Raw genomic sequence first — 21502 nt, 5'->3', positions numbered from 1 at the left:
TATCTTTAAGGAATAGTGAAATGGATTTTGCTAATACCATCCCGCCCAAAGCGCCCAGTGCTTGGCTCGATATGGACGCGCTTGATCATAATATTCAGTTGGTTAATCAAAAGACCCAAGCCATCAATCTACGTTTAGCGACTAAGTCGATTCGCTCTATTGATATGCTCAACTATATCAAAGAAAAGTCGCACAATTTTATCGGTTTGATGTCTTACGCCGCCGAGGAATCATTGTATCTGTTAGAAAATGGCTTTGACAATATCCTTTGTGCTTACCCAACTTTGGATATGACAAGCGTTGCTGCCACCTTTAAATACACTAAGCAGGGTGCAACCATGATTTGGATGGTTGATCGCCCTGAACATGTGGATGTGTTAAATGCAGTTGCTAAAGCCCATGACGTTATCATTGATGTTTGCCTCGATATCAATATGTCGATGCCACTACCTAAGCTTTATTTCGGCACTAAGCGTTCAGCATTAATGGATACCAAAGACGTAAAAAAATTGCTAAAACATATTAAAAAATGTCCAAATGTTACGGTCAGTGCGGCAATGGGCTATGAGGCACAAATTGCTGGCTTAGCTGAACACGTACCCGGTAAAGCCTTATTAACTCCTGCTATTCGCTTGCTTAAACAGCGCTCAAAAAAGCAAGTAAGTAAACGGCGCAGCTCGATAGTCGCTTGGCTAAAAAAACAAGGCTATACGCTAGAACTAGTCAATGGCGGCGGTAGCGGTAGTATGGACTTTACTTCAAGCCAGCCTGAGATTACTGAGATTACTGTAGGTTCTGCTTATTATAAGCCCGCTTATTTCGATCATATGGACAGTATGGAGGCGTTTCAGCCAGCAGTCGGGTTTGTGCTACCCGTTACTCGTCAACCCGAAAAAGGCGTGATCACCTGTCACGGTGGCGGCTTTATCGCCTCGGGGGCGGTGGGCGAGGATAAAGCACCTTCGATTCATTATCCAAGCGGCTTATCGATACTAGCCGATGAAGGTTTCGGTGAAGTGCAAACGCCCATGGCTATTGCTAAACCTGCTGCCATCAATATCGGCAACTATGTTTGGTGTCGGCACGCCAAAGCAGGCGAGCTTTGTGAGCATTTCAACGAACTTATTGGTTATCGGCAAGCTGCGCAGGTGACCACGGCTAATGATAAAAAAGCAAAAAAGGAATTTGACACTATGATGACTTATCGAGGAGCGGGACAATGTTTTCATTGACACAGTGGCAAGGAAGCCATAAATGGGAAAACTGGGTTGGCTACGTCAGCGCTGAGCCTGAACAAAAGCTAACGCCTTCTTCCGTGGAAGAGCTACAAGATATCGTCAAAAAAGCTCGGGCTACTAATAAGCGCGTTCGAGTGACAGGAGCGGCGCATTCATTCAGTGGCTGCGCTAAGCCTGAAGAGATTGCTATTAGTCTGCATAATATGCGCGGTTTGATTTCAGTCGATAAAGACGCGAAACAGGCTACGCTGTATGCCGGAACTTATTTATTTGAGATAGGAGATGCATTGCGAGAACACGGCCTTGCGCTTGAGAATATGGGCGATGTGCAAGAGCAGAGTATCGCAGGCTCTGCGAGTACTGCGACCCATGGCACAGGTCTAACCTTAGGATCTATTGCCAATCAAGTCATCGCTTGGGAATGGGTAGATGGCAAAGGAGAGCTGCACACTCATCAAAGAGGGGACCCGCAAACTGATGAGCTTGGCAATGCGCTGCATGCTAGCCTCGGTATGCTCGGTATCTTTACTAAGCTGACTATTCAAGCCGTTGACCTGTATGGACTCGCAGAACGCAACGAAGTAATGACGTTTGAAGAGGGTTTATCCCGCTTTCATGATATGGCTCACGAGCACCGTCATCTAGAGTGGTTCTTATTTCCCGGCACCAATAAACTGCAGCAAAAAACCTTGTCAATCATTGCACCAAAAGCCATGACAGGCTGGCAAAAATTTAAAGATCAATTTGACAGTAAAGTCACTTTGAATGGCGCTTTTTATGTATTGTCAGAGATGGCAAGAATGAACCCAAAGTGGACCAAAAAAGTTAGTCAAATCTCCGCTAGCTCCATCCCCAATACTAGACGCGCAGGTTATAGCTATGAGGTATTTCCTACTCCTCGCGGCGTCAAATTCAATGAGTCAGAATACTTTATAAAGCTCTCTGATTTTGATGCTTGTATCTCTGAGGTGAACAGTATTTTGTTAAAGAACAATAAAGGCTCGCATTTTCCTATTGAAGTGCGTACTCATAAAGGAGAGACCGGCATGCTCAGTCCCACGCAAGGTGAAGACTGCGCGGTACTGTCCTTTCATGTCTATAAAGGCATGGATAGCGAACCGTTATTCAACTGGTTGTATGAGTATATGAAAAAGTGGCAAGGCCGTCCGCATTGGGGTAAAGTCAATAAGCTGAATACTGATGAGCTCCATAAGCTGTATCCTGATCTCAAACGTTTCTTAGAAATTAGAGAGCAGTACGATCCTGATGACCTCTTTATGAATAGCTGGCTTGAAGAGAAATTCTTAGGGTACAAAGCCTCAAATTAACTTTGATTAGGCAAAAAAAACAGCTCAATTAGAGCTGTTTTTGGTTTGCGAAACACTGTTTATAAGAACATTAGTTATAGTAGTATTCACTTCGCTACTTCATCAGATTAGGCTGCACCGCTTGGTCGTAGTTATCTTCAAGGCGCATAGCTCGCTGGTAGCTATCTAGGCTAGCTAGCTGCAAAGCGTATTGTTTGACATGGACGTAATCATCTAATTCTTTATTTCGTGCCATCATAATCAAATCAAAGGAAAGCATAAAATCGGCTCCGCTCAATTTGTTGGCCACAATAAAAGATTTATTTTCGACAACTTTGTTTAAATAGCTCAACATCTTGTGTTTTTCACGAGCAATGTAGCGATCTAAAAACACATCATCGCTTTTTATAGAGTTGCGTGTAAATATCTCTAATACTATAGGCACCATAAACGAGCTTTCAGCGAAGTGGATCCATTGTAGGTACTCGCCATACTCATTACTATCAACCGCAGGGCGCAAACGCTCGGATGCGAAACGCTCAATCAACAGCTCAGTAATAGCCCCTGATTCTGCGAAAAGTTGACCGTCCACTTCTACAACAGGAGACTTACCTAATGGATGCACCGCTCTTAAACTATCTGGTGCCATAAAGCTTTTTGCATCACGCTGATGACTGACAATCTCATAAGCAACACCAAGCTCTTCTAACAACCACAAAATACGCATAGAGCGCGATTGGTTTAGATGGTGCAAGCGAATCGTACTATTAGGTTTGATACCTCATCTCCTTTAGGCATTGAGCTTATTTAGTAAATGTTTGGCAGCATCTTCTGAAGACGCTGGGTTTTGACCGGTGATAAGCAGACCATCTTCAACGACATAAGATTCCCAGTCGCTTGCTTTTTGATAGTTACCACCATTCGCTTTTAGCGCATCTTCTACTAAGAAAGGCACGACATCGGTCAGGCCAACAGCGTCTTCTTCTGAGTTGGTAAAGCCTGTGACGGTTTTACCTTTCACTAGATATTCGCCATCGACCTTGACATTTTTGAGCGCAGCAGGAGAGTGACAAACAAAGGCAACCGGCTTGTCTTGCTGTACAAAAGTCTCAATCAAACTGATCGAGTCTTTATCGACTGCTAAATCCCACAGTGGGCCATGACCACCAGGATAAAATACGCTGTCAAAATCTTCGGCTTTCATATCCGCCAGTTTTTTAGTATTGGCGAGATGCTTTTGTGCTTCGCTGTCTTGTTTGAAGCGTTTTGTGTCTTTGGTTTGAGCGTCCTCAGTATCGCTACTAGGATCTAAGGGCGGCTGACCACCAGCAGGAGAGGCGAGGGTAACATCAACGCCAGCATCGATAAAAGCGTAATAAGGCGCAGCAAACTCTTCTAGCCAAAAGCCAGTTTTTTTACCGGTATCGCCTAATTCGTCATGTGAGGTTAGTACCATTAAAATTTTCATAATTATCCTTATTTATAGTTGGGCTGTATAAACGATTAGCTGTAAAGCCAATAGCACTATGAATTAACAGGGTTGGCTCATAGTGCGCATTTAGTTTTCGCCAATTTTACTGTGTGACATCCGTTGCTATATCAGGTCAGTTGCTATACTACGTCAGCGACTTTGACGACGGTTTTACCGAAGTTATCGCCATTGAGCATCCCTACAAACGCATCAGGCGCTTGATCTAGACCATCAGCGATATACTCTTTGGTTTTGACTTTTCCTGAAGCGACCATCTCGCTCATAGTTTTTAGGAATTGAGGGAAGTGCTCACCGTACTCTTCAAAGATAATAAAGCCTTTGACGGTCATACGCTGTCTTAGTACTAGTCCCATTAATACGCTTAAACGGTCTTTACCATCTGGTAGTTCAGTAGCGTTATATTGTGACACTAAGCCGCAAACAGGAATACGCGCATGAGCGTTGAGTAGCGGCATGACTGCATCAAAGACTTTACCGCCGACGTTTTCATAATAAATATCGATACCATTAGGGCAAGCGGCTTTTAGCTGCTCAGCGAAGTCATCGGCATAATGGTCAATACACGCATCAAAGCCGAGCTCATTAACAGCAAAATCACACTTTTCCTTGCCGCCTGCGACACCGACAGTGCGCGTACCGTAAGTATTACCCACTTGTCCGACCGTAGCGCCAACTGGGCCTGTAGCCGCTGCAACCACTAAAGTCTCACCTTGTTGCGGTTTACCGATATCGGTCAAGCCCATATACCCAGTGAAGCCCGGCATACCTAAGACACCTAAGCCATAGGAAGGATTTGCCATGTTTTTATCAAGTTTCAACACGCCTTCGCCATCACTGACGCTATAATCCTGCCAGCCTGAGTTTGACACCACTAAATCGCCCTCAGCAAATTTGTCGATATTGGACTCGACGACTTGTGCCACAGTCGCGCCCATAATGACATCACCGACTTCTAGTGGATCAGCGTAGCTTTTAGCATCGCTCATACGTCCGCGCATGTATGGGTCTAGCGAGAGATAGACAGTACGTAGTAGCATCTCATTGCTACCCACTTTTGGCATATCACTCGTTGCCATCTCAAAGTTATCGGCATTCGGCTCACCCGTAGGACGACTGGCTAATTTGATTTGACGGTTCTGTTGTTTATTTTGTTGTTTATCAAAACTCATAAATGATCTCCTGTTATATTTATTATTCATTAAATCTGTATCTACAACACTAAAACTCATAGTTGCATACAAAACTTATAAACGCTTTATTAGCTAAGTAGTAAAAAAGCTTATCTCAATAACCCATATTAACAACTCATAGAGTCTTGTTTCTATGGGCTACTAAGGTTAAAACGTTACGAAGCTTTACTAGTTGTTGCCCGCTCTAGAATACGGCGTGAGACGTCTAAATCATTTTTGCCATGCTCACCCAATTTGACCATTCTATGCGCCTCTAGCTGCTTGATGATAGGCTCGATAGCGGTGTCATCAAGATTGGCGTCAGCTAGACTTATGGGTAAGCCAAGGTCACGGAAAAACTCTTCAGTACGAACAATAGCGGCTTCTATCACTTCATCATCGCTTTGCTGAGTATCAGCTTCAAGATTCCAGACATTACGAGCGTACTGTAGTAGCTTATCTTTTTTACTGTCTTTTAATTCGCGCATTACTGACGGTAACACAATCGTCAATGTACGGGCATGATCGATAGCGTGTAATGACGTTAGCTCATGGCCTATCATGTGCGTGGTCCAGTCTTGCGGCACGCCAGTACCAATCAAACCATTGAGCGCCATAGTTGCTGTCCACATAATGTTTTTACGCGTTTCCATATTGTTAGGATCGGCTTTGACGGCGTGGCCTTCTTCGATAAGAATTTTGAGTAGACTCTCAGCGAAAGCGTCTTGCACTTTGGCATTAACAGGATAAGTTAGATACTGCTCCATAACATGCACAAAGGCATCTGCGACACCATTCATTACTTGGCTATCGGGTAGAGTGAGGGTTTTAGCAGGATCTAAAATGGAGAACTTAGGAAAGGCAAGCGGATTACCAAAAGGCAGTTTGGCTTGACGCTCGCTATAGTTGACTACGCCGCCTGAATTCATCTCAGAGCCGGTTGCTGGAATGGTCAATACCGCACCAAGGTCCACAGCTGAATCTAATTTTTTGGTATAACCAATCAGGGCATCCCATGCTTTTTCACGTGAGACCGTTCCATCTTCTTCTTTTAATGAAGACACTAAAGCGACAAATTTACTACCATCGATGACTGAACCGCCACCAACTGCTAAGATAAAGTCGATGTCATGCTCATTCACTTGATCAGCCGCTTTTAATAAGGTAACAAATTCTGGATTGGCCTCGATACCACCAAATTCAAAAACTTCACGATTACCGTTCGCTGATAAAGCCGTTCTAACCTCGTCCAAAGTACCGGTACGCTCAGCTGAGCCGCCGCCATAAGTGATAAGGACACGAGCGTCAGTCGGTACGAGTTCTGAGAGTTGTTCGATTTGACCTTCGCCAAAGACGATACGTACTGGGTTGTAATATTGAAAGTTATTCATAAAAATCCTAAATGATTAATGTGGTGTTTTTCTGTGTGAAGTAAATAGCTATAAGAAATGCTTTTCTAAGGCTATGACTAACTGCTATAAGCAGCTATAGATCATCCTCTGATAGATAACATTGTACAGCAATTAGACCAGTCGTCTAGTAAGTAAGGTGAGAAAGTAGGGTACAGTTACAAAACGCTATAAGAAAGAGAGGCTTCAATAATACTATGTGGATAGTAATAGTTCTCTACTAGCGACCTAATTGGACCGTCGTCATCTGCCACACTTCTGCTAATGGCGTATTAGTTTGGCTGATTTTGGCAATTAAGCTAGCACCTAGCCAAGCAAAATACCAACGCTTAGCTATACTTTCAGCGGAGATATTATCGAGCTTAGGAATCGATTGATCGCGCAAGCCTGCCTTAATTTGCTCTGTTAACCAACGAATCGTTTGCTGATAGCCATTATGTAAGGCTTCTCGCATAGGCTCTGAGATATCAGCGACTTCAGCACTGAGTTTTACCACTAGGCATTTCTCGTGATCACAGCCGTTTTGCTGGGTGTCGTACCAATGTTGGAAATAGTCATAGAGCTTTTGCTGAGCACTATTATCTTCGGCAGCGATAAGGTCTAGACGTCTTTTATACCGAGTAAAGTAATGGGTAATAATCGCTTCCCCAAAAGCTTCTTTAGAAGCGAAATAATGATAAAAAGAGCCTTTAGGCACCCCTGCTGTATCCAATATTTGCTTGATACCTACGGCAGTAAAGCCTTTATAGGCGATGAGCTGGTAACCCGTATCTAACAGATGGATCTTAGTGTTTGATAGAGTAGTGTCACAGAGTTCACTATCTAAAGAAGGTAGTGAGTCAAAAGTATCAGGGGTAGACATAAAAATTATGTTCTCCTTATTTTTATAATCTTATTTGTATTAGCGTTATATTTTTAATCGTTTTAACGGTACCGAATTTTGGCACTCAAAGTACTCGAGGCAAAAAAATCTATAAGAATAACGGCTTAAAAGTTACGTTCAGTCAACAAACTTTAATGCGAAACACTCTTAGTTTTATAGAAGCTATGTTAGCATTAGACCAGTCGTCTAGCAAGTTAGCTTTTGTATCGCCTAATTAATCGATATCATAAATCTTTTGTTAGTATTACCAATCAGAAATAAAAAACTAAAATCAATACAAGGACATAGACTATGTCAGATAATACTGAAACTAAAAAAAGCCCCTACAGCAACTTTGACTTGCAATACATTGCAGGCGAGTGGAAAAAAGGTCAGGATGATAGCGTCAATACTAATACCAACCCTTTTACAGGCGAGACTTTAGTTAACATTCAGCAAGCGACAGAAACGCAACTTGATAACGCTTATAAGGCGGCGCAAAAAGCACAGAAGCAGTGGGCGCAGACTATGCCCGCTGAACGTGCAGGCTTGCTATATAAAGTCGTTGATATCTTAGATCAGCGTCAGGATGAAATCGTTGATTGGCTTATTAAAGAGTCGGGCAGTACCCGTATCAAAGCGATGATTGAGTTTGGCAGTGCGCGCGCTATTACCGTAGAAGCAGCAACTTTTCCAAATCGCGTGCACGGCGAGATTCGTCCTTCTAACATCCCCGGTAAAGAGAACTTTGCTTATCGCGAGCCGATTGGCGTTGTAGCAGTTATTAGCCCATGGAATTTCCCTTTACATTTGACCCAGCGCTCTATCGCACCCGCAATAGCCTTGGGCAACGCGGTGGTACTGAAACCTGCTAGCGATACGCCTATCACTGGTGGTCTATTATTAGCCAAAATATTTGAAGAAGCCGGCTTGCCAAAAGGGTTACTCAACGTAGTAGTCGGCGCGGGTAGCGAGATTGGCGATGCTATCGTCACACATGATGTTCCAAGCTTTGTCTCCTTTACCGGCTCAACCGCAGTTGGCAAACACATCGGTGAGCTTGCTAACGGTGGCGACACTATTAAACCTGTAGCGCTAGAGCTCGGTGGTAATAATCCGTTCGTCGTGCTAGCCGACGCTGATTTGGATAATGCAGTAAAGGCGGCGGTGTTTGGTAAATTCTTACATCAAGGTCAGATCTGTATTGCCATCAACCGTATTATTGTCGAAGACGCTATTTATGATGAGTTTGTTGAGCGTTTTGTCGAGCATGTAAAAATGATTAAAGTTGGCGACCCTAATGATGAAGCCACGGCTGTCGGCCCTATCATTAATCAAGATCAGCTCGATTCTTTAAAAGATAAAATCGCTAAAGCGCAAGAGGAAGGCGCGACCATGTTGTTAAGTGGTGAGATAGAAGGGCAAATAGTACCACCGCATATCTTTACTGACGTTACTGCTGATATGGACTTATTCCGTAATGAAATCTTTGGACCGTTAGTAGGTATCATCCGCGCTAAGAATATCGATGAGGCGCTTAAACTGGCTAACGATACTGAGTACGGTTTATCGAGCTCAGTGTTTACAATGGATATGGAAAAAGGCCTACGGTTTGCCCGTGGTATTAGAGCTGGCATGACCCATGTCAATGACATCACCGTCAATGATGAAAGTAATGCGCCATTTGGTGGTGAGAAAAACTCAGGTATTGGCCGCTTTAATGGCGAGTGGGTACTAGAAGAGATGACGCGTTTGCATTGGGTGTCTTATCAACATCAGCCGCGCGACTATGGATTTTAGGCGTTCTGAGCGTTTTGAGTCTTCTGAGTGTCTTAGATAAAAGCTAAAGCTTAAATTTTGCGTTTTATTGATTACTTTATTCAGTAAAAAGACTGCCCTAGAGCAGTCTTTTTTTTATGCTTAAAAAAAGTCCACGGATTGGTGTAAATTATAAATAACGGCAATAAAACCTAACTACTTTATATTAAAGCCTAAAATAGATTGGATTTCTTCTACAGACATATTTCTAACCAGAGCTTGCTCTTCTACAGGTAAGCGATTGGTATGCTCTTTAATCAAAGTATAAATGCTACGAGAAATCTCAGCGGTAGAAGCGTAATACATTTGCGGCTCTTCACGAGTGAGCTGAGTCAAAAACCTGTTGATGATCTTACGTTTTTCAGTAGCAGCATTGTCTTCGCTCATAATTTTTCCATTTATAATTATTAATATTGTCGATTTACTCTAAAAATGATATAGCGCTGCTGGGATGAATTTTGTACAGCCTCTGTGATAACAGCATGCAAGTAAAATTTATACCAGTAGCGCGTTTAAATTTACAACAATTTTACTTTGAACTTACTATATCTCACCATTTAAGCAGTCAACTCATTAGTAGTCAATGTCTATCATACAGAACATCTTCAAGGTTTAGTAAAGGATATGAAGCTAGCTTTTAACATGCTTTATACGGTATCTGATTTTTTATCATATTATAGTTAACCTCAATAGTAGCAGTTATTGGTTAAGCTTTAGTAATAGCTCAGTTGAGATAAAAGTTAGTCTTATGGTTAGACGGATTAAAAGGGTAGATAAAATATGATGAAAGAGCTAAAGGGTAAAGTGGTATTAGTGCTATTTCATAATGATTTGCGTATTCACGATAACGCTACTCTATATAATGCGGCTGAGCAGGCCAAATTAGGCAACTTTAAGTCAGGTTATTTACTGCCAGTATACGCTGCCAATTTGACCGATGAGCTGAATCAAAAAGCTTGGGGTCAATCCTATCACTTCGATGAATTAGGGCAGGCTCATCAACAGTTTATCAATGAAAGTTTGCTCGATCTTAATGAGTCCTTACAAAGTTTGGATAGTCGATTGCTTTATTTACAACAAACGGATGCTGAATTAAGCATAAATACTTTTACTCAGTTATGTGAGCTGATAGAGCAGCAGCAAGTGAGCGATATTTACGTCAGTGATACGCCAGATTATGCACAGTTGGAAGTCTATAATATGCTGCGCGCTACCTATCCTGATATTGCTTGGCATAGCCAATCGATTAATACGCTGTATGCTAAAATGCCGACCAAAGCGCTACCGCAGAGCTTTACTCAATTTCGTAAAAAGGTTGAATACGAGCAAGATTTGCTAAAAGCAGAGACGGATTTGGAGATAACTACAATCCCAACTGCGCTGCCGCCTTTGCCTGATGCGCTAACTGACACGTCAAAGTATCCTTTGCAGTTACCGCGAGTTGACGAACCAGATTTTGATGATGAAAAACATCAGTCTGAATATCAAGGTGGCGAGAGCGCTGCGCTACAGCATTTGGAAACTTATTTTAGCTCTGATGCGCCAAGCAGTTATAAAGTCACTCGCAATGCTTTAGACACATGGACGCATTCTACGAAGTTCTCAGCATGGCTTGCTAACGGTACGCTATCGGTAAAGGTGTTGCTTAACCGTCTGCGTCAATATGAGCGCGAGGTCATCGCTAATGACTCGACTTATTGGATCTGGTTTGAGCTGTTGTGGCGCGAGTATTTTTATTGGTATGCGCTAGAGCATCAGCAAGATTTATTTTTATTTAAAGGCATTGGCGATCATAGACCTGCAACGCGCCATGATGAGCAGCGTCTCGTTCAATGGCAAAATGGCGAGACCAAATACCCCATAGTCAACGCCTGTATGAAGCAGCTCAATCATACGGGTTATATGTCGAATCGAGGCCGTCAACTGGTCGCCAGTTGCTTTATCCATGAGTTGGGTCTTGATTGGCGATATGGCGCGACTTATTTTGAGCAGCAGCTGATAGATTACGATGTCGCTAGCAACTGGGGTAATTGGCAATATCTAGCCGGAGTGGGGGCTGATCCTAGAGGTTCTAGGCAGTTTAATCTACAAAAGCAAACGCAGCAGCATGATCCTAATGGCGAGTTTATGGATAAATGGCTGTCATAATAAGTTTTAATAAACAGTGGTGTGAGTCGTAAATTATGAAAAAACCCAGTCCTTATCTCACCTTTGCGGGTACTCTTCCGTTTATCGCTTGCGCTATTTTTATCAGTTTAGGCATTGATGCCGTTTTGGGCTTAGGAAAAACCTCGACTATGCTAGCGGTCTACGGACTAGTAATTGCGACCTTTATGGCAGGCGCACATTGGGGTAATCACTTGAGTCTAGCTGATAATAACCCTTGGTCAGTAAGACTTCCTCTCATCAGTAATATTATTGCGCTAGTCTTATGGTTAGGCTTTCTAAGCTTATCTGAAGTAGGGTTTATTTGGCTATTAATTATCGCTTTTATTGCTTTGTTATTCATTGATTATAACTTAAATGCAGGTCAAGTGATCTCCGCGCGGTATTTCAAAGTCAGAAAGTACGTGACGCTTATAGTGACTGTCTCGCTACTCATCTCAGTAGTGCAGTTATAAACGGGCTTATGAAGTAGTCTCTGTCAGTGCCACGGTCGAATGTTCGACAGACCCGAAGTTAAGTCTTCATTTAAGTCACTTAGTCGGTGGCTTTTTTATGCTTTCGACTTTTGGATAAGAAAGAATGATGGTTGCTTATACATATAGTGCTAGAAGTCATTGAATAATTTATAACGTTCATTTAAAATGAATGTTTATAATATCGACTATAAATTTAAGAAAAACTAACGCTAAGAAGACTGCTATGCAATCGATCAATTTACCTAGCCAGCCACCAAGCTCACCTCATCCTATTCTCAATCTCAGCTTTCGCATCTTTTTCAGTGCGGCGGCAGTGTTTGCCGTCGTGATGATGGTCTTATGGGCATTCGTTTTTACTGGTCACACTGATATTGATGCCCAGACTTTGAATCCGCTATATTGGCATGGTCATGAGATGATTTATGGTTATGCCTTGGCGGTAGTGGCGGGGTTTTTATTGACTGCCGTGCAGACTTGGACTGGGGTTAAGATGCCCTATGGCTACAAGCTGCTAGCTATTTTTAGCTGTTGGTTAATTGCTCGTTTAAGCTGGCTCGCCTTCGGCTTAGGGTTAGATTTTGGTCTTGGTTCAAGCTTATTATACCTAGCAGCTATATTCGATATGTTGTTTGTCGGCTCGATGGCGTGGGTAGTGTTTCGAGCCGTATTACAAGTCAAACAGTACAAGCAAATGGGTATTCTGGCAAAGCTTGCGCTACTAACCTTAGGTAATGGATTATGCTATTGGGGTATTTTTACTGGCAATATGACTAGCACCAAGATAGGCGTCTATTTAGGGTTTTATCTGGTTATCGGTCTAGTATTGACCATAGGCCGGCGAGTGGTGCCGTTCTTTATTGAGCGCGGACTTGCTCATGATGGTATTCATATCAAAGTGCGTAATAGTAAATGGCAAGATATTTTAAGCTTAGTCTTTTTCTTAGCTTTTTTTATCATTGATCTATTTTATCCCAATAAGTATCTGCTCACTATCGCTGCTCTTGGCGTCGGCCTAGTTAACATCGTACGTTTAGTCGGTTGGTATCACTCAGGGATTTGGCAGAAGCCGCTATTATGGTCGCTATATCTAGCGTTTTTGGGAATGTGTCTTAGTTTCTTTTTATACGCTTTACAGCCTTGGTTTGGTTTTAGTCACAGTCTGGCGGTACATGCCTTGTCTATCGCTGGCGTTGGTATGATGACGCTGGCGATGATGGCACGAGTATCGCTTGGGCATACGGGTCGCAATATCCATCAGCCACCAAAGAGCGTGAATGCGATGTTTGCACTAATGGTGTTAGTATTTGTGAGCCGTGCTTTTTTACCTATCATCGCTACCGAGCATTACTTATTATGGGTTATGATTGCGCAAGGTGCTTGGATTGGCTGCTTTATACTATTTTGCATCAGCTACTTACCAATGCTGTCCAAGCCTAGACCCGATGGTTTGTTTGGCTAAATTTTGATTACTACTTAAAGGAGCGTTTGCTCATGAAGTTGACCAATTATAGTGATTACGCGCTGCGCTCCTTAATTTATCTAGCAGTAAAGCCTGAACCGCAAATGCTAGCTAACATCAGTGATATTGCTAATAGCTATAACATCTCCAGAAGTCATCTGACGAAAATTATTCATCAGTTGGGTCAACTGGGCTATATAGAAACGATTCGCGGTAAAAATGGTGGCATTCGGCTAGCCCGTGCGCCTGAAGAGATTAATTTAGGCATACTCATTAAGCAGATAGAACCTGATTTTGCGTTGGTAGAGTGCTTTGCGGCAACCGCCCCTAAGACGGATGCCACTGAACAACAAGGGTTACCGATAACCTTGATTGATGAGACGGTCAACGAGTCCTCATCACTTACAAAGCAAGGCTGCGTCATCAGTCCTGCGTGCCGATTGAAAGGTGTGTTTTTTGAGGCACTTACTGCTTTTGTTAGCGTTTTAGAGGGATATACTTTAGCTGATATTATCAATAACAAGGTGGAGTTAGCGGCTTTGTTATCTTAGGTTGTGATAGATGTTACAAGTTTATAAAGCCGCACAAAAAGGCTGCCAAAGGGCAGCCTAATTTATAACTATATGCTCAGGTGTTTTAAAGTCTAAGCGCTATAGGCTACTGTGCTTTTTCAAGCTTAGGACGAGCACTATCAATCGTATTTAATAACGTCTCTTTAAACTGCCCTTGCTCAAATGTAATCAGATGCGTATGCGCGGCGCAGAAATTTCGCACATCCCAATCGTGAGCCAACTGTGTGGCCCAATCACAATATTGTTTAGCCGCATCAGGCTCATCTTTTAGTGCTTTTTTGGTATCAGGCTGTAATACTACTTCGGGTAGTACCGCATCTAGGAGCTTGATCGGTGGGGTCATAAAAGTGTCATCGACGTGCAAGCTTTTGCTCGCTGGATGATAGACCAGTAAGGAGCCGGCATGTACCGAATCATCAGGCGCAATATAGTAGATGCCTTTTGACATAGAGAATGCTAGCTCAGGGTAGCGCTTAGCAATCGCTTCGCTCTCAACCAAATCGTCTGACCAATCCACATTTGGCGCTTGCTCGGGGTGGCGGCGACTGCCATAAAACGTCGCTTGCGGAAAGTCCTTGGCCATCTGCTCACAATGCACAGTATGAAAAGGATGTACGTTCAACACGGCTTCGACGTCTTGACCGTCATTCGTGAGCTTCATCACCGTATCTCTAACCTCATCTTTTAGCTCATAGCTGTCCAAGAATATAAATTTACCGGATGCTAGCTTGATTAGCGAGCACTGCGCGCCGACATCGAGAACACCGCCAACTTTAAAAGAGCCACGTATATTCCAAAATCCTGCACCTAAGTCTTTAATTTCATCTGCCATTGCTATTATCCTTATTTTTTTAGAGTGTTTTAATTCTGCAAATTAAACAAATATAATGCTGAGTGGTAAGCTTCATTAACTATCACTTCCACTTCAAATTAGGGTAGGAGATACTAAGCTTGATTAATAGTTAGGCTTTGTTATCCCTTGTTGGCTTAATATTATTTAAGTTTTATACCTAATGTTAGTGATATCGAGCTCAAATATTATACAAATAACGATACTTTATTTTTATATAAACAGCGATATAGTGTACGAGGTGACTGCTTTATAGTATACGTTGTGCTATAAACGTAAATGCTTAATCTTAATAACCTAAATAGTCTTAAACTTAACTCTAGCGAGATAGCCTTATGTTTAAAATAAAAGTAGAACGCATTGTAAAAAAACCGATTAATGAGGTTTTTGAAGCGATAAGTGATCATGCCAGTTATGGGTCGTTTAAGGCGGTAGGTACGGCAAAACTAGTAACTGAAGGCGATGAGGAACGTAATGGCGTTGGTGCTTTACGCACCATTCAAACGGGACCTGTCAAATTTTGGGAACGAATTACGGCGTTTGAGCGTCCCACTCATATGCAGTATAAAATTGAGAAAGCTAAGCCAGTTAAAATGAAACATGATAAAGGGGTAATTGATCTTAAAGATTTAGGTGATGGCACCACGCAAGTAACTTGGGTATCTGAAGGTCGAATAGCTGTGCCAATTATCGGACGGGTTTTGGATCGTAAAATGCAAAAACAAGGTACAGTAGGGTTTAACAGTATACTTAAAGCAATAGAAAGCCGCTAACTTAGCGGCTTTCTTTCTTGCAGCGATTATAATTTTGAGAGTAGAAGACTACTTTTAATCTCAATCGCCTTTTTTCTTAGCCGCTTCAATCTCGTTAAAGCGCGCTAACTGTTCTGGTGTTGCTGGTTGCTGGTACTTCTGTTTCCACTCAGAGTAGGGCATGCCGTACACCAGCTCACGAGCGTCTTCATAGCCGATATCGATACCACGCTCCTCGCCAGCCGCTTTATACCACTTGGATAAACAGTTGCGACAAAAGTCAGCAAGGTTCATAAGCTCAATATTTTGTACATCTTTACGCTCATCTAAATGAGCTAATAAGCGACGAAATGCTGCCGCTTCTAATTCGATGTTAGATTCTAATTTTGCCATAAAGTTTTTCCCTAATCGTTCGTAGGTATTTGTAAGGTAAGACGTTTAAGTTCTGACTCAGCTTAAGCTTTCTCTAATTTTGGACGAGCTTTATTAATCGCTTTTAAGAGTGCCTTTTCAAACTCGCCTTCTCTAAATCTCACTAAATAAGAATGCGCGGCGCAGAAGTTACGAACGTCCCAGTCATGAGCAATTTGAGTCGCCCAATTACAATATCTTTCACCAGAATCTGGCTCGTCTTTTAGCGCTTTTTTGGTGGTAGGGTGTAGCATAATCTCTGGTAATACTTTGCCTAGCAGCTTAGTTGGCGGACTCATAAAAGTATCATCGACGTGCAGACTTTGACTAGCAGGATGATAAGCCAATAAAGAGCCGGCGTGAATCATCTCATTAGCATGGATATAATCGATGCCTTGTGACATAGAAAACTCAAGCTCAGGATAACGCTCAGCAACCGCTTCGCTTTCGACCAAATCCTCGCTCCATTCGACTTCAGGTACTTTTTTGGCGTGGCGAGCACTGCCATAAAATGTCGCCTGTGGGAAGTCTCGAGCCATCTGCGCGCAGTGAATAGTATGAAACGGATGCACGTTGAGCACCGCCTCAACGTCTTGACCGTCATTGGTCAATGCCATGACTTTATCGCGCACCTCACCGGTAAGCTCATAGCTGTCTAAGAAGATAAACTTGCCTGATTCTAATTTGATTAGCGAGCACTGCGTACCTATGTTTATGACACCGCCAAGACGAAATTCGCCGCGTATATTCCAAAACCCTGAACCTAAATCATGAACATGTTCTGACATTTATTTCTCCTAATTAACGATTATTTAAGTTAATAATATAGCGATAAAGCGTTTCATGCTGTTAAATAAGTAGTTTACAAATTAATTTGCTGCTAGAGTCGAGCGAGCTTTATTAATAGTCGCTGTTAGTTTCTCTGCAAATTCACCAGGCTCAAACACTACTAATCCTGAATGAGCGCCGCAAAAATAGCGCACATCGTACCACTCACGAGCAAGACCTAGCGCCCAATCACAATACTCTTGACCAGCGTTCGGCTCGTCTTTTAGCGCTTTTAGGGTAGTGGCATGCAAATTGATATCACCTTTTATTTGGTTAAGTAACTTGGATGGCGCAATCTCAAAGGTGTCATCGACATAGAGACTTTGACTGGCAGGGTGATAAACCAATAGCGAGCCTGAGTGTACCGAATCGTCAGGGGATATGTAATCAATACCTTTTGGCAGTGAAAACTCAAGCTCAGGGTAGCGCTTGGCTACCGCGTCGCTCTCTACATAATCCTCGCTCCAATCGACCTCTGGTACTTCCTTATGATGGCGGGCGCTGCCATAGAAGGTAGCGTGCGGGAAGTCTTGGGCGACGCGGGCACAGTGTACGGTATGAAAGGGATGGACATTGAGTACCGCTTCGATATCTTCGCCATCGCTCGTCAAAGCCATGACTTGTTCTCTAACTTTATCGGTCAGAGTATAGCTGTCTAGTAGGATAAATTTACCAGAATCTAAGCGCACTAAAGCCGATTGATTACCAATATCGACCATCTCGTCTCTGACAAAAGAGCCGCGAATATTCCAAAAGCCGTGACCCAAATCGTGCAATTGATCTTTCATTTATCTTATACCTTAGCTTTAGATATCTTCCCCTAAAATCGATAGGCAATGATATTAAAAGGTTGTTTTATGAGACGCTGTTAATAAAGCGGAGTGGATATATGGTCAGTTCGAAATAAAATAGCTACGCTAATATAACTGTGCAGTTGGGATAAATTTTCCTTGCGTGCTGTTATCTTTCGATGCTGCGCAAAATTTATCCCAACTGCACTGTATCTTTTTTAAAGTAGATTAACTATAGAAGATTAATCATACTGAAATTGTGCTGTAGTTAAAATAGTTGTCACCATTACTATACAAGGCTTTGAGAATAGCGGGTTTAATAAAAAAGAATTCAGAAGCTTAGTCGCTACTCAACGTTAGAGGGTTATAAAAACCTGATACGTGGCAATAACACTTCCTATCCTACGCTTATATCTGACTATGCTATGATAATTAGCTTATGAGTATGATCCTATTCGCCGTTAATAAGCTTATTATTAGCGACAAAGTCTCAAGTCTCATACCTCCTTTTTCCTGCGCTTATATTAGTGGCGTCCAAAACAGTCAGTCTGCTTGTGAATAAAAATAATACTCAGAAATTATCGGCGCCACCTTCAGCATCTCATCCTCCTTCGTTGCTTCTCAAACTGACTATCGGCCTGATAGGAATGTTTGCTTTTTTGCAAGTGTATTCTATCCAAGCGATTCTACCGGTATTAGTGACAGATTTTTCTGCCACTGAAGTGCAGGCAGGCATGGTCGTTGGCGCCACTATCTTAGCCATCGCCATAATGTCGCCGTTCTTGGGTATGTTATCGGATGCAGTAGGGCGCAAGTCTTTCGTTGTCGGGGCCTTGCTGTTTTTGACCTTACCTACTGCGCTGATTGCTCAGAGCACGACTATCGAATGGATAGGGCTATGGCGTTTTATCCAAGGCTTATCGGTTCCAGGTATCACCGTGGTCATTATTGCTTATATCGGTGAGGAGTTTGAAGGGCAAAGCGTGACCGGGCTGATGTCTTTTTATGTTTCGGGATCCGTGCTCGGCGGCTTTATGGGCCGGTTTTTATTAGGGCATTTGCACGAGTTTTTTGGTTGGCGTCAGGCTTATTATGTATTGGCTATATTGACGTTGATTAGTGCGCTTTGGGTGGCAAAAACACTGCCTAGCTCGAAGCATTTTGAGGCCAACCCTAATTTTCGTTCCGCTATAAAAACGCTGGGCTCGCATATGGTCAATCGCTATGTGGTCACCGCCTGCTTGCTTGGCGCTTGCGTACTGTTTTCTTTGGTCGGCTGTTTTACCTTTATTAATCTATATTTAGCCAATTCGCCTTACAACTTAGGCACTGGCGCTCTAGCTAATATTTTTGCTGTCTATTTGGTAGGGGTGATTATTACGCCATTGTCTACTATTTTACTGCGCCGCTTTGGCTCAGCACGGACGATTATCGTCGCGGTCATTATCTCAATGCTAGGGGTGTTATTGACGCTAGCGACACCATTATGGTTGATCGTTATAGGACTAGGGATTATGTCCTCAGGGGTATTTGTCACGCAGTCGGCGACCATCAGCTATATCGCGGTCAATGTCAAACAAGGCCGCTCGCTTGCCTCAGGGCTGTATTATATGTTCTATTATGCAGGTGGAACCATTGGAGCTTGGCTTTGTGGTTTGGTTTACGCTTATGGGCAATGGCGATTTACCGTAGGGTTACTACTTTTAGTGCAAGTTTTGGCGTTAACCATCGCCAGTTTTGGCATGATAAAAACCAAATCGCAATCTGCTTAATTCATCATAGCATCAGTCTGATCAGTAGAAGACAGAATAAACATAGTCAGTTCGAAATAAAATCGATACGTTAATGTCATCGTGCAGTTGGTATAAATTTCCTTGCGTGCTGTTATCTTTCGATGCTGCGCAAAATTCATTCTAACTGCCCTGTATTGTTTTTCCTGTATTTTTTTTAAAGTGGATTAACTATAGTAGGCAGATACATTTTTAATTTATATTATTTTTAAATGACGCTATTTACGCAAGCCTACTTTACATAGCAAATAATTTTTTCTACCATCAAAGAGGTCATTTTAGAGTTTGAAAAAAGCCTAGTAGGCGACCCATCACTCACCAAATACTATAAATAACAAGGAAGCTCATTTATGTCAAATGCTTATCATAGCGCTCCATCTGCTTACGATTATCCACTGATTATCAAGCAGCTATTGAACCGCGCTAAGACGGTATCGCAGGATCAAGAGATCATTTATGCCGATAAAAAACGCTTTACTTATAGCGAGTTTTTTACCCGTATCAATCGCTTAGCCAATGTCTTAGACGGTCTTAATTTAGACGCAGGTGATGTCATCGCTGTTATGGACTGGGATAGTCATCGCTATCTTGAGTCCTACTTTGCTATTCCGATGTCTGAGTATGTGCTGCAAACGGTCAATATTCGTCTGTCTCCTGAAAAGGTGCTCTATACCGTCAATCATGCTAAACCCAAAGTGCTCATGCTCAATTCTGAATTTGCGCCTTTGGTCAAAGACTATCAGTTCGAAAACTCCAGTATTGAGCACATTATTTGGCTTGATGATAATGGTGTGACAGCTGAGGGCGTATTCGGTGATAACCAAAGCCGAGTAGTAGGTGAGTATGAGGCGCTGTTAGCAGACGCCAGTGAGGAGTTTGATTTTCCAGATTTTGATGAAAACACCATCGCCACGACCTTTTATACTTCAGGTACTACGGGTAACCCCAAAGGTGTATTCTTTACGCATCGTCAGCTGGTGCTACACAGCATGGCGGAGGCGGCAACATTAGGTATGCTCCCAGACAAGCAAGGCGTGAGCTATGGCGATGTCTATATGCCGATGACGCCGATGTTCCATGTGCATGCGTGGGGCTTTCCATTCACCGCGACGATGACTGGCCTCAAGCAAGTCTATCCGGGCCGCTATGCGCCTGATACTTTGCTCGATTTAATTATCAATGAGAAGGTTAGTATTACTCACTGCGTACCGACGATACTACAAATGGTGCTAAAAGAAGCCCAAGATCGCGATAAAAGCTTTGGCGGTCTAAAAATGATCATTGGTGGTTCAAGGTTGACCGAAGGCTTAGCAAAAGCGGCTCTCGCGCAAGATATCGAAGTCTATACCGGTTACGGCATGTCAGAGACCGCGCCGCTCATTGGCTTAACTGAATTCACTATCAATGAGCCTGAGATGAGCCTCGATGAAGATATCACTCGCCGCTGCATGTCAGGTAAGCCTGTGATGATGGTTGATGCGCAAGTGTGGAACACCGATAATCAGTCGGTCGGCACAGGTGCAGACAATACCGGCGAGCTGGTACTGCGCGCGCCTTGGCTGACCCAAAGCTACTTCAAAAACGATGATGCCGGTACTGAGCTGTGGGAAAACGGCTACATGCATACCCAAGATATCGCTTATATGACCAAAGAGGGTTATTTTAAAATCACCGATCGTCTCAAAGACGTCATTAAGTCGGGCGGCGAGTGGATCTCCTCGCTGGAGATTGAAACTATTTTATCATTGCATCCAGCGGTAGCGGATGTCTCAGTCATTGGCGTGCCTGATAAAAAATGGGGCGAGCGTCCAGTGGCATTGATCGTGCTCAAACCTAGTCATCAAGATACAACAGCTGAGGACATCATGGCTGTCGCTGAACAAGCGGTTACCAAAGGTATCATTCCTAAGTATGGCGTCCCGAGTGAGTTTCAATTCTTCGATGATCTGCCTAAAACCTCAGTGGGTAAACATGATAAAAAAGTCATGCGTGATGAATACAGCGAGCAGAATAAGAGCTAGTATTAACCCTTTATAAATTTCGTTATTAGTGCCAAAAAGCTCATGAGTGTTCATGGGCTTTTTATGTTTAACAAGCGATTTATATTCACAC

20 protein-coding genes are annotated in these 21502 nt (G+C 42.8%); 10 read left to right on the top strand and 10 right to left on the bottom strand.

The window, feature by feature from the left end; translation table 11 throughout:
- Window positions 1-20 precede the first annotated feature (20 nt).
- Together ACS8FD_RS00935 and ACS8FD_RS00930 are read left to right on the top strand one after the other, a co-directional pair.
- Entirely contained in the window at window positions 21-1232 is a 1212-nt protein-coding gene (locus ACS8FD_RS00935; RefSeq protein WP_439274013.1) for an alanine racemase, read from the top strand.
- A complete protein-coding gene (locus ACS8FD_RS00930) occupies window positions 1220-2566 on the top strand; it encodes a D-arabinono-1,4-lactone oxidase (RefSeq protein ID WP_439274012.1) in 1347 nt (448 codons plus the stop codon). Before ACS8FD_RS00935 ends, ACS8FD_RS00930 begins: the two co-directional genes overlap by 13 nt.
- Window positions 2567-2660: 94 nt before the next feature.
- Here ACS8FD_RS00930 and ACS8FD_RS00925 read toward each other — a convergent pair whose 3' ends face one another.
- The 5 genes from ACS8FD_RS00925 to ACS8FD_RS00905 all read right to left on the bottom strand — a co-directional run bounded on the left by ACS8FD_RS00925 (window position 2661) and on the right by ACS8FD_RS00905 (window position 7477).
- Window positions 2661-3299 carry a glutathione S-transferase family protein gene (locus ACS8FD_RS00925; RefSeq protein WP_439274011.1) on the bottom strand — a complete coding sequence of 213 codons (639 nt, stop codon included), beginning with the start codon at window positions 3297-3299 and terminating at the stop codon, window positions 2661-2663.
- Window positions 3300-3335: 36 nt separating this feature from the next.
- Entirely contained in the window at window positions 3336-4013 is a 678-nt protein-coding gene (locus ACS8FD_RS00920; protein ID WP_439274010.1) for a type 1 glutamine amidotransferase domain-containing protein, read from the bottom strand.
- 143 nt (window positions 4014-4156) lie between these two features.
- Window positions 4157-5206, bottom strand: coding sequence for an NADP-dependent oxidoreductase (locus tag ACS8FD_RS00915; RefSeq protein ID WP_439274009.1), 1050 nt, complete (start codon window positions 5204-5206; stop codon window positions 4157-4159).
- Between the two features lie 176 nt (window positions 5207-5382).
- Window positions 5383-6597: an iron-containing alcohol dehydrogenase gene (locus ACS8FD_RS00910; RefSeq protein ID WP_439274008.1), complete on the bottom strand. Its 1215-nt coding sequence runs from the start codon at window positions 6595-6597 to the stop codon at window positions 5383-5385.
- 238 nt (window positions 6598-6835) lie between these two features.
- On the bottom strand, window positions 6836-7477 hold the full coding sequence (locus ACS8FD_RS00905; protein ID WP_439274007.1) for a TetR/AcrR family transcriptional regulator: 642 nt from the start codon (window positions 7475-7477) through the stop codon (window positions 6836-6838).
- Between the two features lie 312 nt (window positions 7478-7789).
- Between ACS8FD_RS00905 and ACS8FD_RS00900 the strand changes: the two genes are divergently transcribed.
- Entirely contained in the window at window positions 7790-9277 is a 1488-nt protein-coding gene (locus ACS8FD_RS00900) for an aldehyde dehydrogenase family protein (RefSeq protein ID WP_439274006.1), read from the top strand.
- Between the two features lie 174 nt (window positions 9278-9451).
- On the opposite strand, the gene ACS8FD_RS00895 is transcribed toward ACS8FD_RS00900, so the two are convergent.
- Window positions 9452-9682 (bottom strand): hypothetical protein, encoded by a 231-nt coding sequence (locus ACS8FD_RS00895; RefSeq protein WP_439274005.1) that lies wholly within the window; start codon window positions 9680-9682, stop codon window positions 9452-9454.
- 393 nt (window positions 9683-10075) lie between these two features.
- Here ACS8FD_RS00895 and ACS8FD_RS00890 point away from each other — a divergent pair, with 393 nt between their 5' ends.
- The 4 genes from ACS8FD_RS00890 (at window position 10076) to ACS8FD_RS00875 (ending at window position 13947) form a co-directional block, all read left to right on the top strand.
- Window positions 10076-11443: a DASH family cryptochrome gene (locus tag ACS8FD_RS00890; RefSeq protein ID WP_439274004.1), complete on the top strand. Its 1368-nt coding sequence runs from the start codon at window positions 10076-10078 to the stop codon at window positions 11441-11443.
- A 35-nt stretch (window positions 11444-11478) separates the two neighbouring features.
- A complete protein-coding gene (locus tag ACS8FD_RS00885; RefSeq protein ID WP_439274003.1) occupies window positions 11479-11916 on the top strand; it encodes a DUF3429 domain-containing protein in 438 nt (145 codons plus the stop codon).
- Window positions 11917-12160: 244 nt separating this feature from the next.
- Entirely contained in the window at window positions 12161-13396 is a 1236-nt protein-coding gene (locus ACS8FD_RS00880; protein ID WP_439274002.1) for an NnrS family protein, read from the top strand.
- 32 nt (window positions 13397-13428) lie between these two features.
- Window positions 13429-13947 (top strand): Rrf2 family transcriptional regulator, encoded by a 519-nt coding sequence (locus tag ACS8FD_RS00875; RefSeq protein WP_439274001.1) that lies wholly within the window; start codon window positions 13429-13431, stop codon window positions 13945-13947.
- Between the two features lie 106 nt (window positions 13948-14053).
- Here the strand turns inward: ACS8FD_RS00875 and ACS8FD_RS00870 are convergent, their stop codons facing one another.
- Window positions 14054-14800 carry a hypothetical protein gene (locus tag ACS8FD_RS00870; protein WP_439274000.1) on the bottom strand — a complete coding sequence of 249 codons (747 nt, stop codon included), beginning with the start codon at window positions 14798-14800 and terminating at the stop codon, window positions 14054-14056.
- A 353-nt stretch (window positions 14801-15153) separates the two neighbouring features.
- Between ACS8FD_RS00870 and ACS8FD_RS00865 the strand changes: the two genes are divergently transcribed.
- Window positions 15154-15591, top strand: coding sequence for an SRPBCC family protein (locus tag ACS8FD_RS00865; RefSeq protein WP_439273999.1), 438 nt, complete (start codon window positions 15154-15156; stop codon window positions 15589-15591).
- A 60-nt stretch (window positions 15592-15651) separates the two neighbouring features.
- On the opposite strand, the gene ACS8FD_RS00860 is transcribed toward ACS8FD_RS00865, so the two are convergent.
- From ACS8FD_RS00860 to ACS8FD_RS00850, 3 genes are all read right to left on the bottom strand, one after another.
- The gene (locus ACS8FD_RS00860) at window positions 15652-15963 is read right to left on the bottom strand and encodes a DUF1244 domain-containing protein (RefSeq protein WP_439273998.1); all 312 of its coding nucleotides are present in this window, start codon (window positions 15961-15963) and stop codon (window positions 15652-15654) included.
- A gap of 62 nt (window positions 15964-16025) precedes the next feature.
- Complete coding sequence (locus ACS8FD_RS00855; RefSeq protein ID WP_439273997.1) at window positions 16026-16769, bottom strand: hypothetical protein; 744 nt, start codon at window positions 16767-16769, stop codon at window positions 16026-16028.
- Window positions 16770-16850: 81 nt separating this feature from the next.
- Window positions 16851-17597 carry a hypothetical protein gene (locus tag ACS8FD_RS00850; RefSeq protein ID WP_439273996.1) on the bottom strand — a complete coding sequence of 249 codons (747 nt, stop codon included), beginning with the start codon at window positions 17595-17597 and terminating at the stop codon, window positions 16851-16853.
- Window positions 17598-18154: 557 nt separating this feature from the next.
- Here ACS8FD_RS00850 and ACS8FD_RS00845 point away from each other — a divergent pair.
- Both ACS8FD_RS00845 and ACS8FD_RS00840 read left to right on the top strand, forming a co-directional pair.
- Window positions 18155-19372, top strand: a complete 1218-nt coding sequence (locus tag ACS8FD_RS00845; protein WP_439273995.1) for an MFS transporter — start codon at window positions 18155-18157, stop codon at window positions 19370-19372.
- 368 nt (window positions 19373-19740) lie between these two features.
- The gene (locus tag ACS8FD_RS00840; protein WP_439273994.1) at window positions 19741-21411 is read left to right on the top strand and encodes a fatty acid--CoA ligase; all 1671 of its coding nucleotides are present in this window, start codon (window positions 19741-19743) and stop codon (window positions 21409-21411) included.
- The last annotated feature ends 91 nt before the right edge of the window (window positions 21412-21502 follow it).

Source organism: Psychrobacter sp. 1U2 (assembly GCF_051847575.1).
This window is presented reverse-complemented; position numbering and strand designations above follow the sequence as displayed.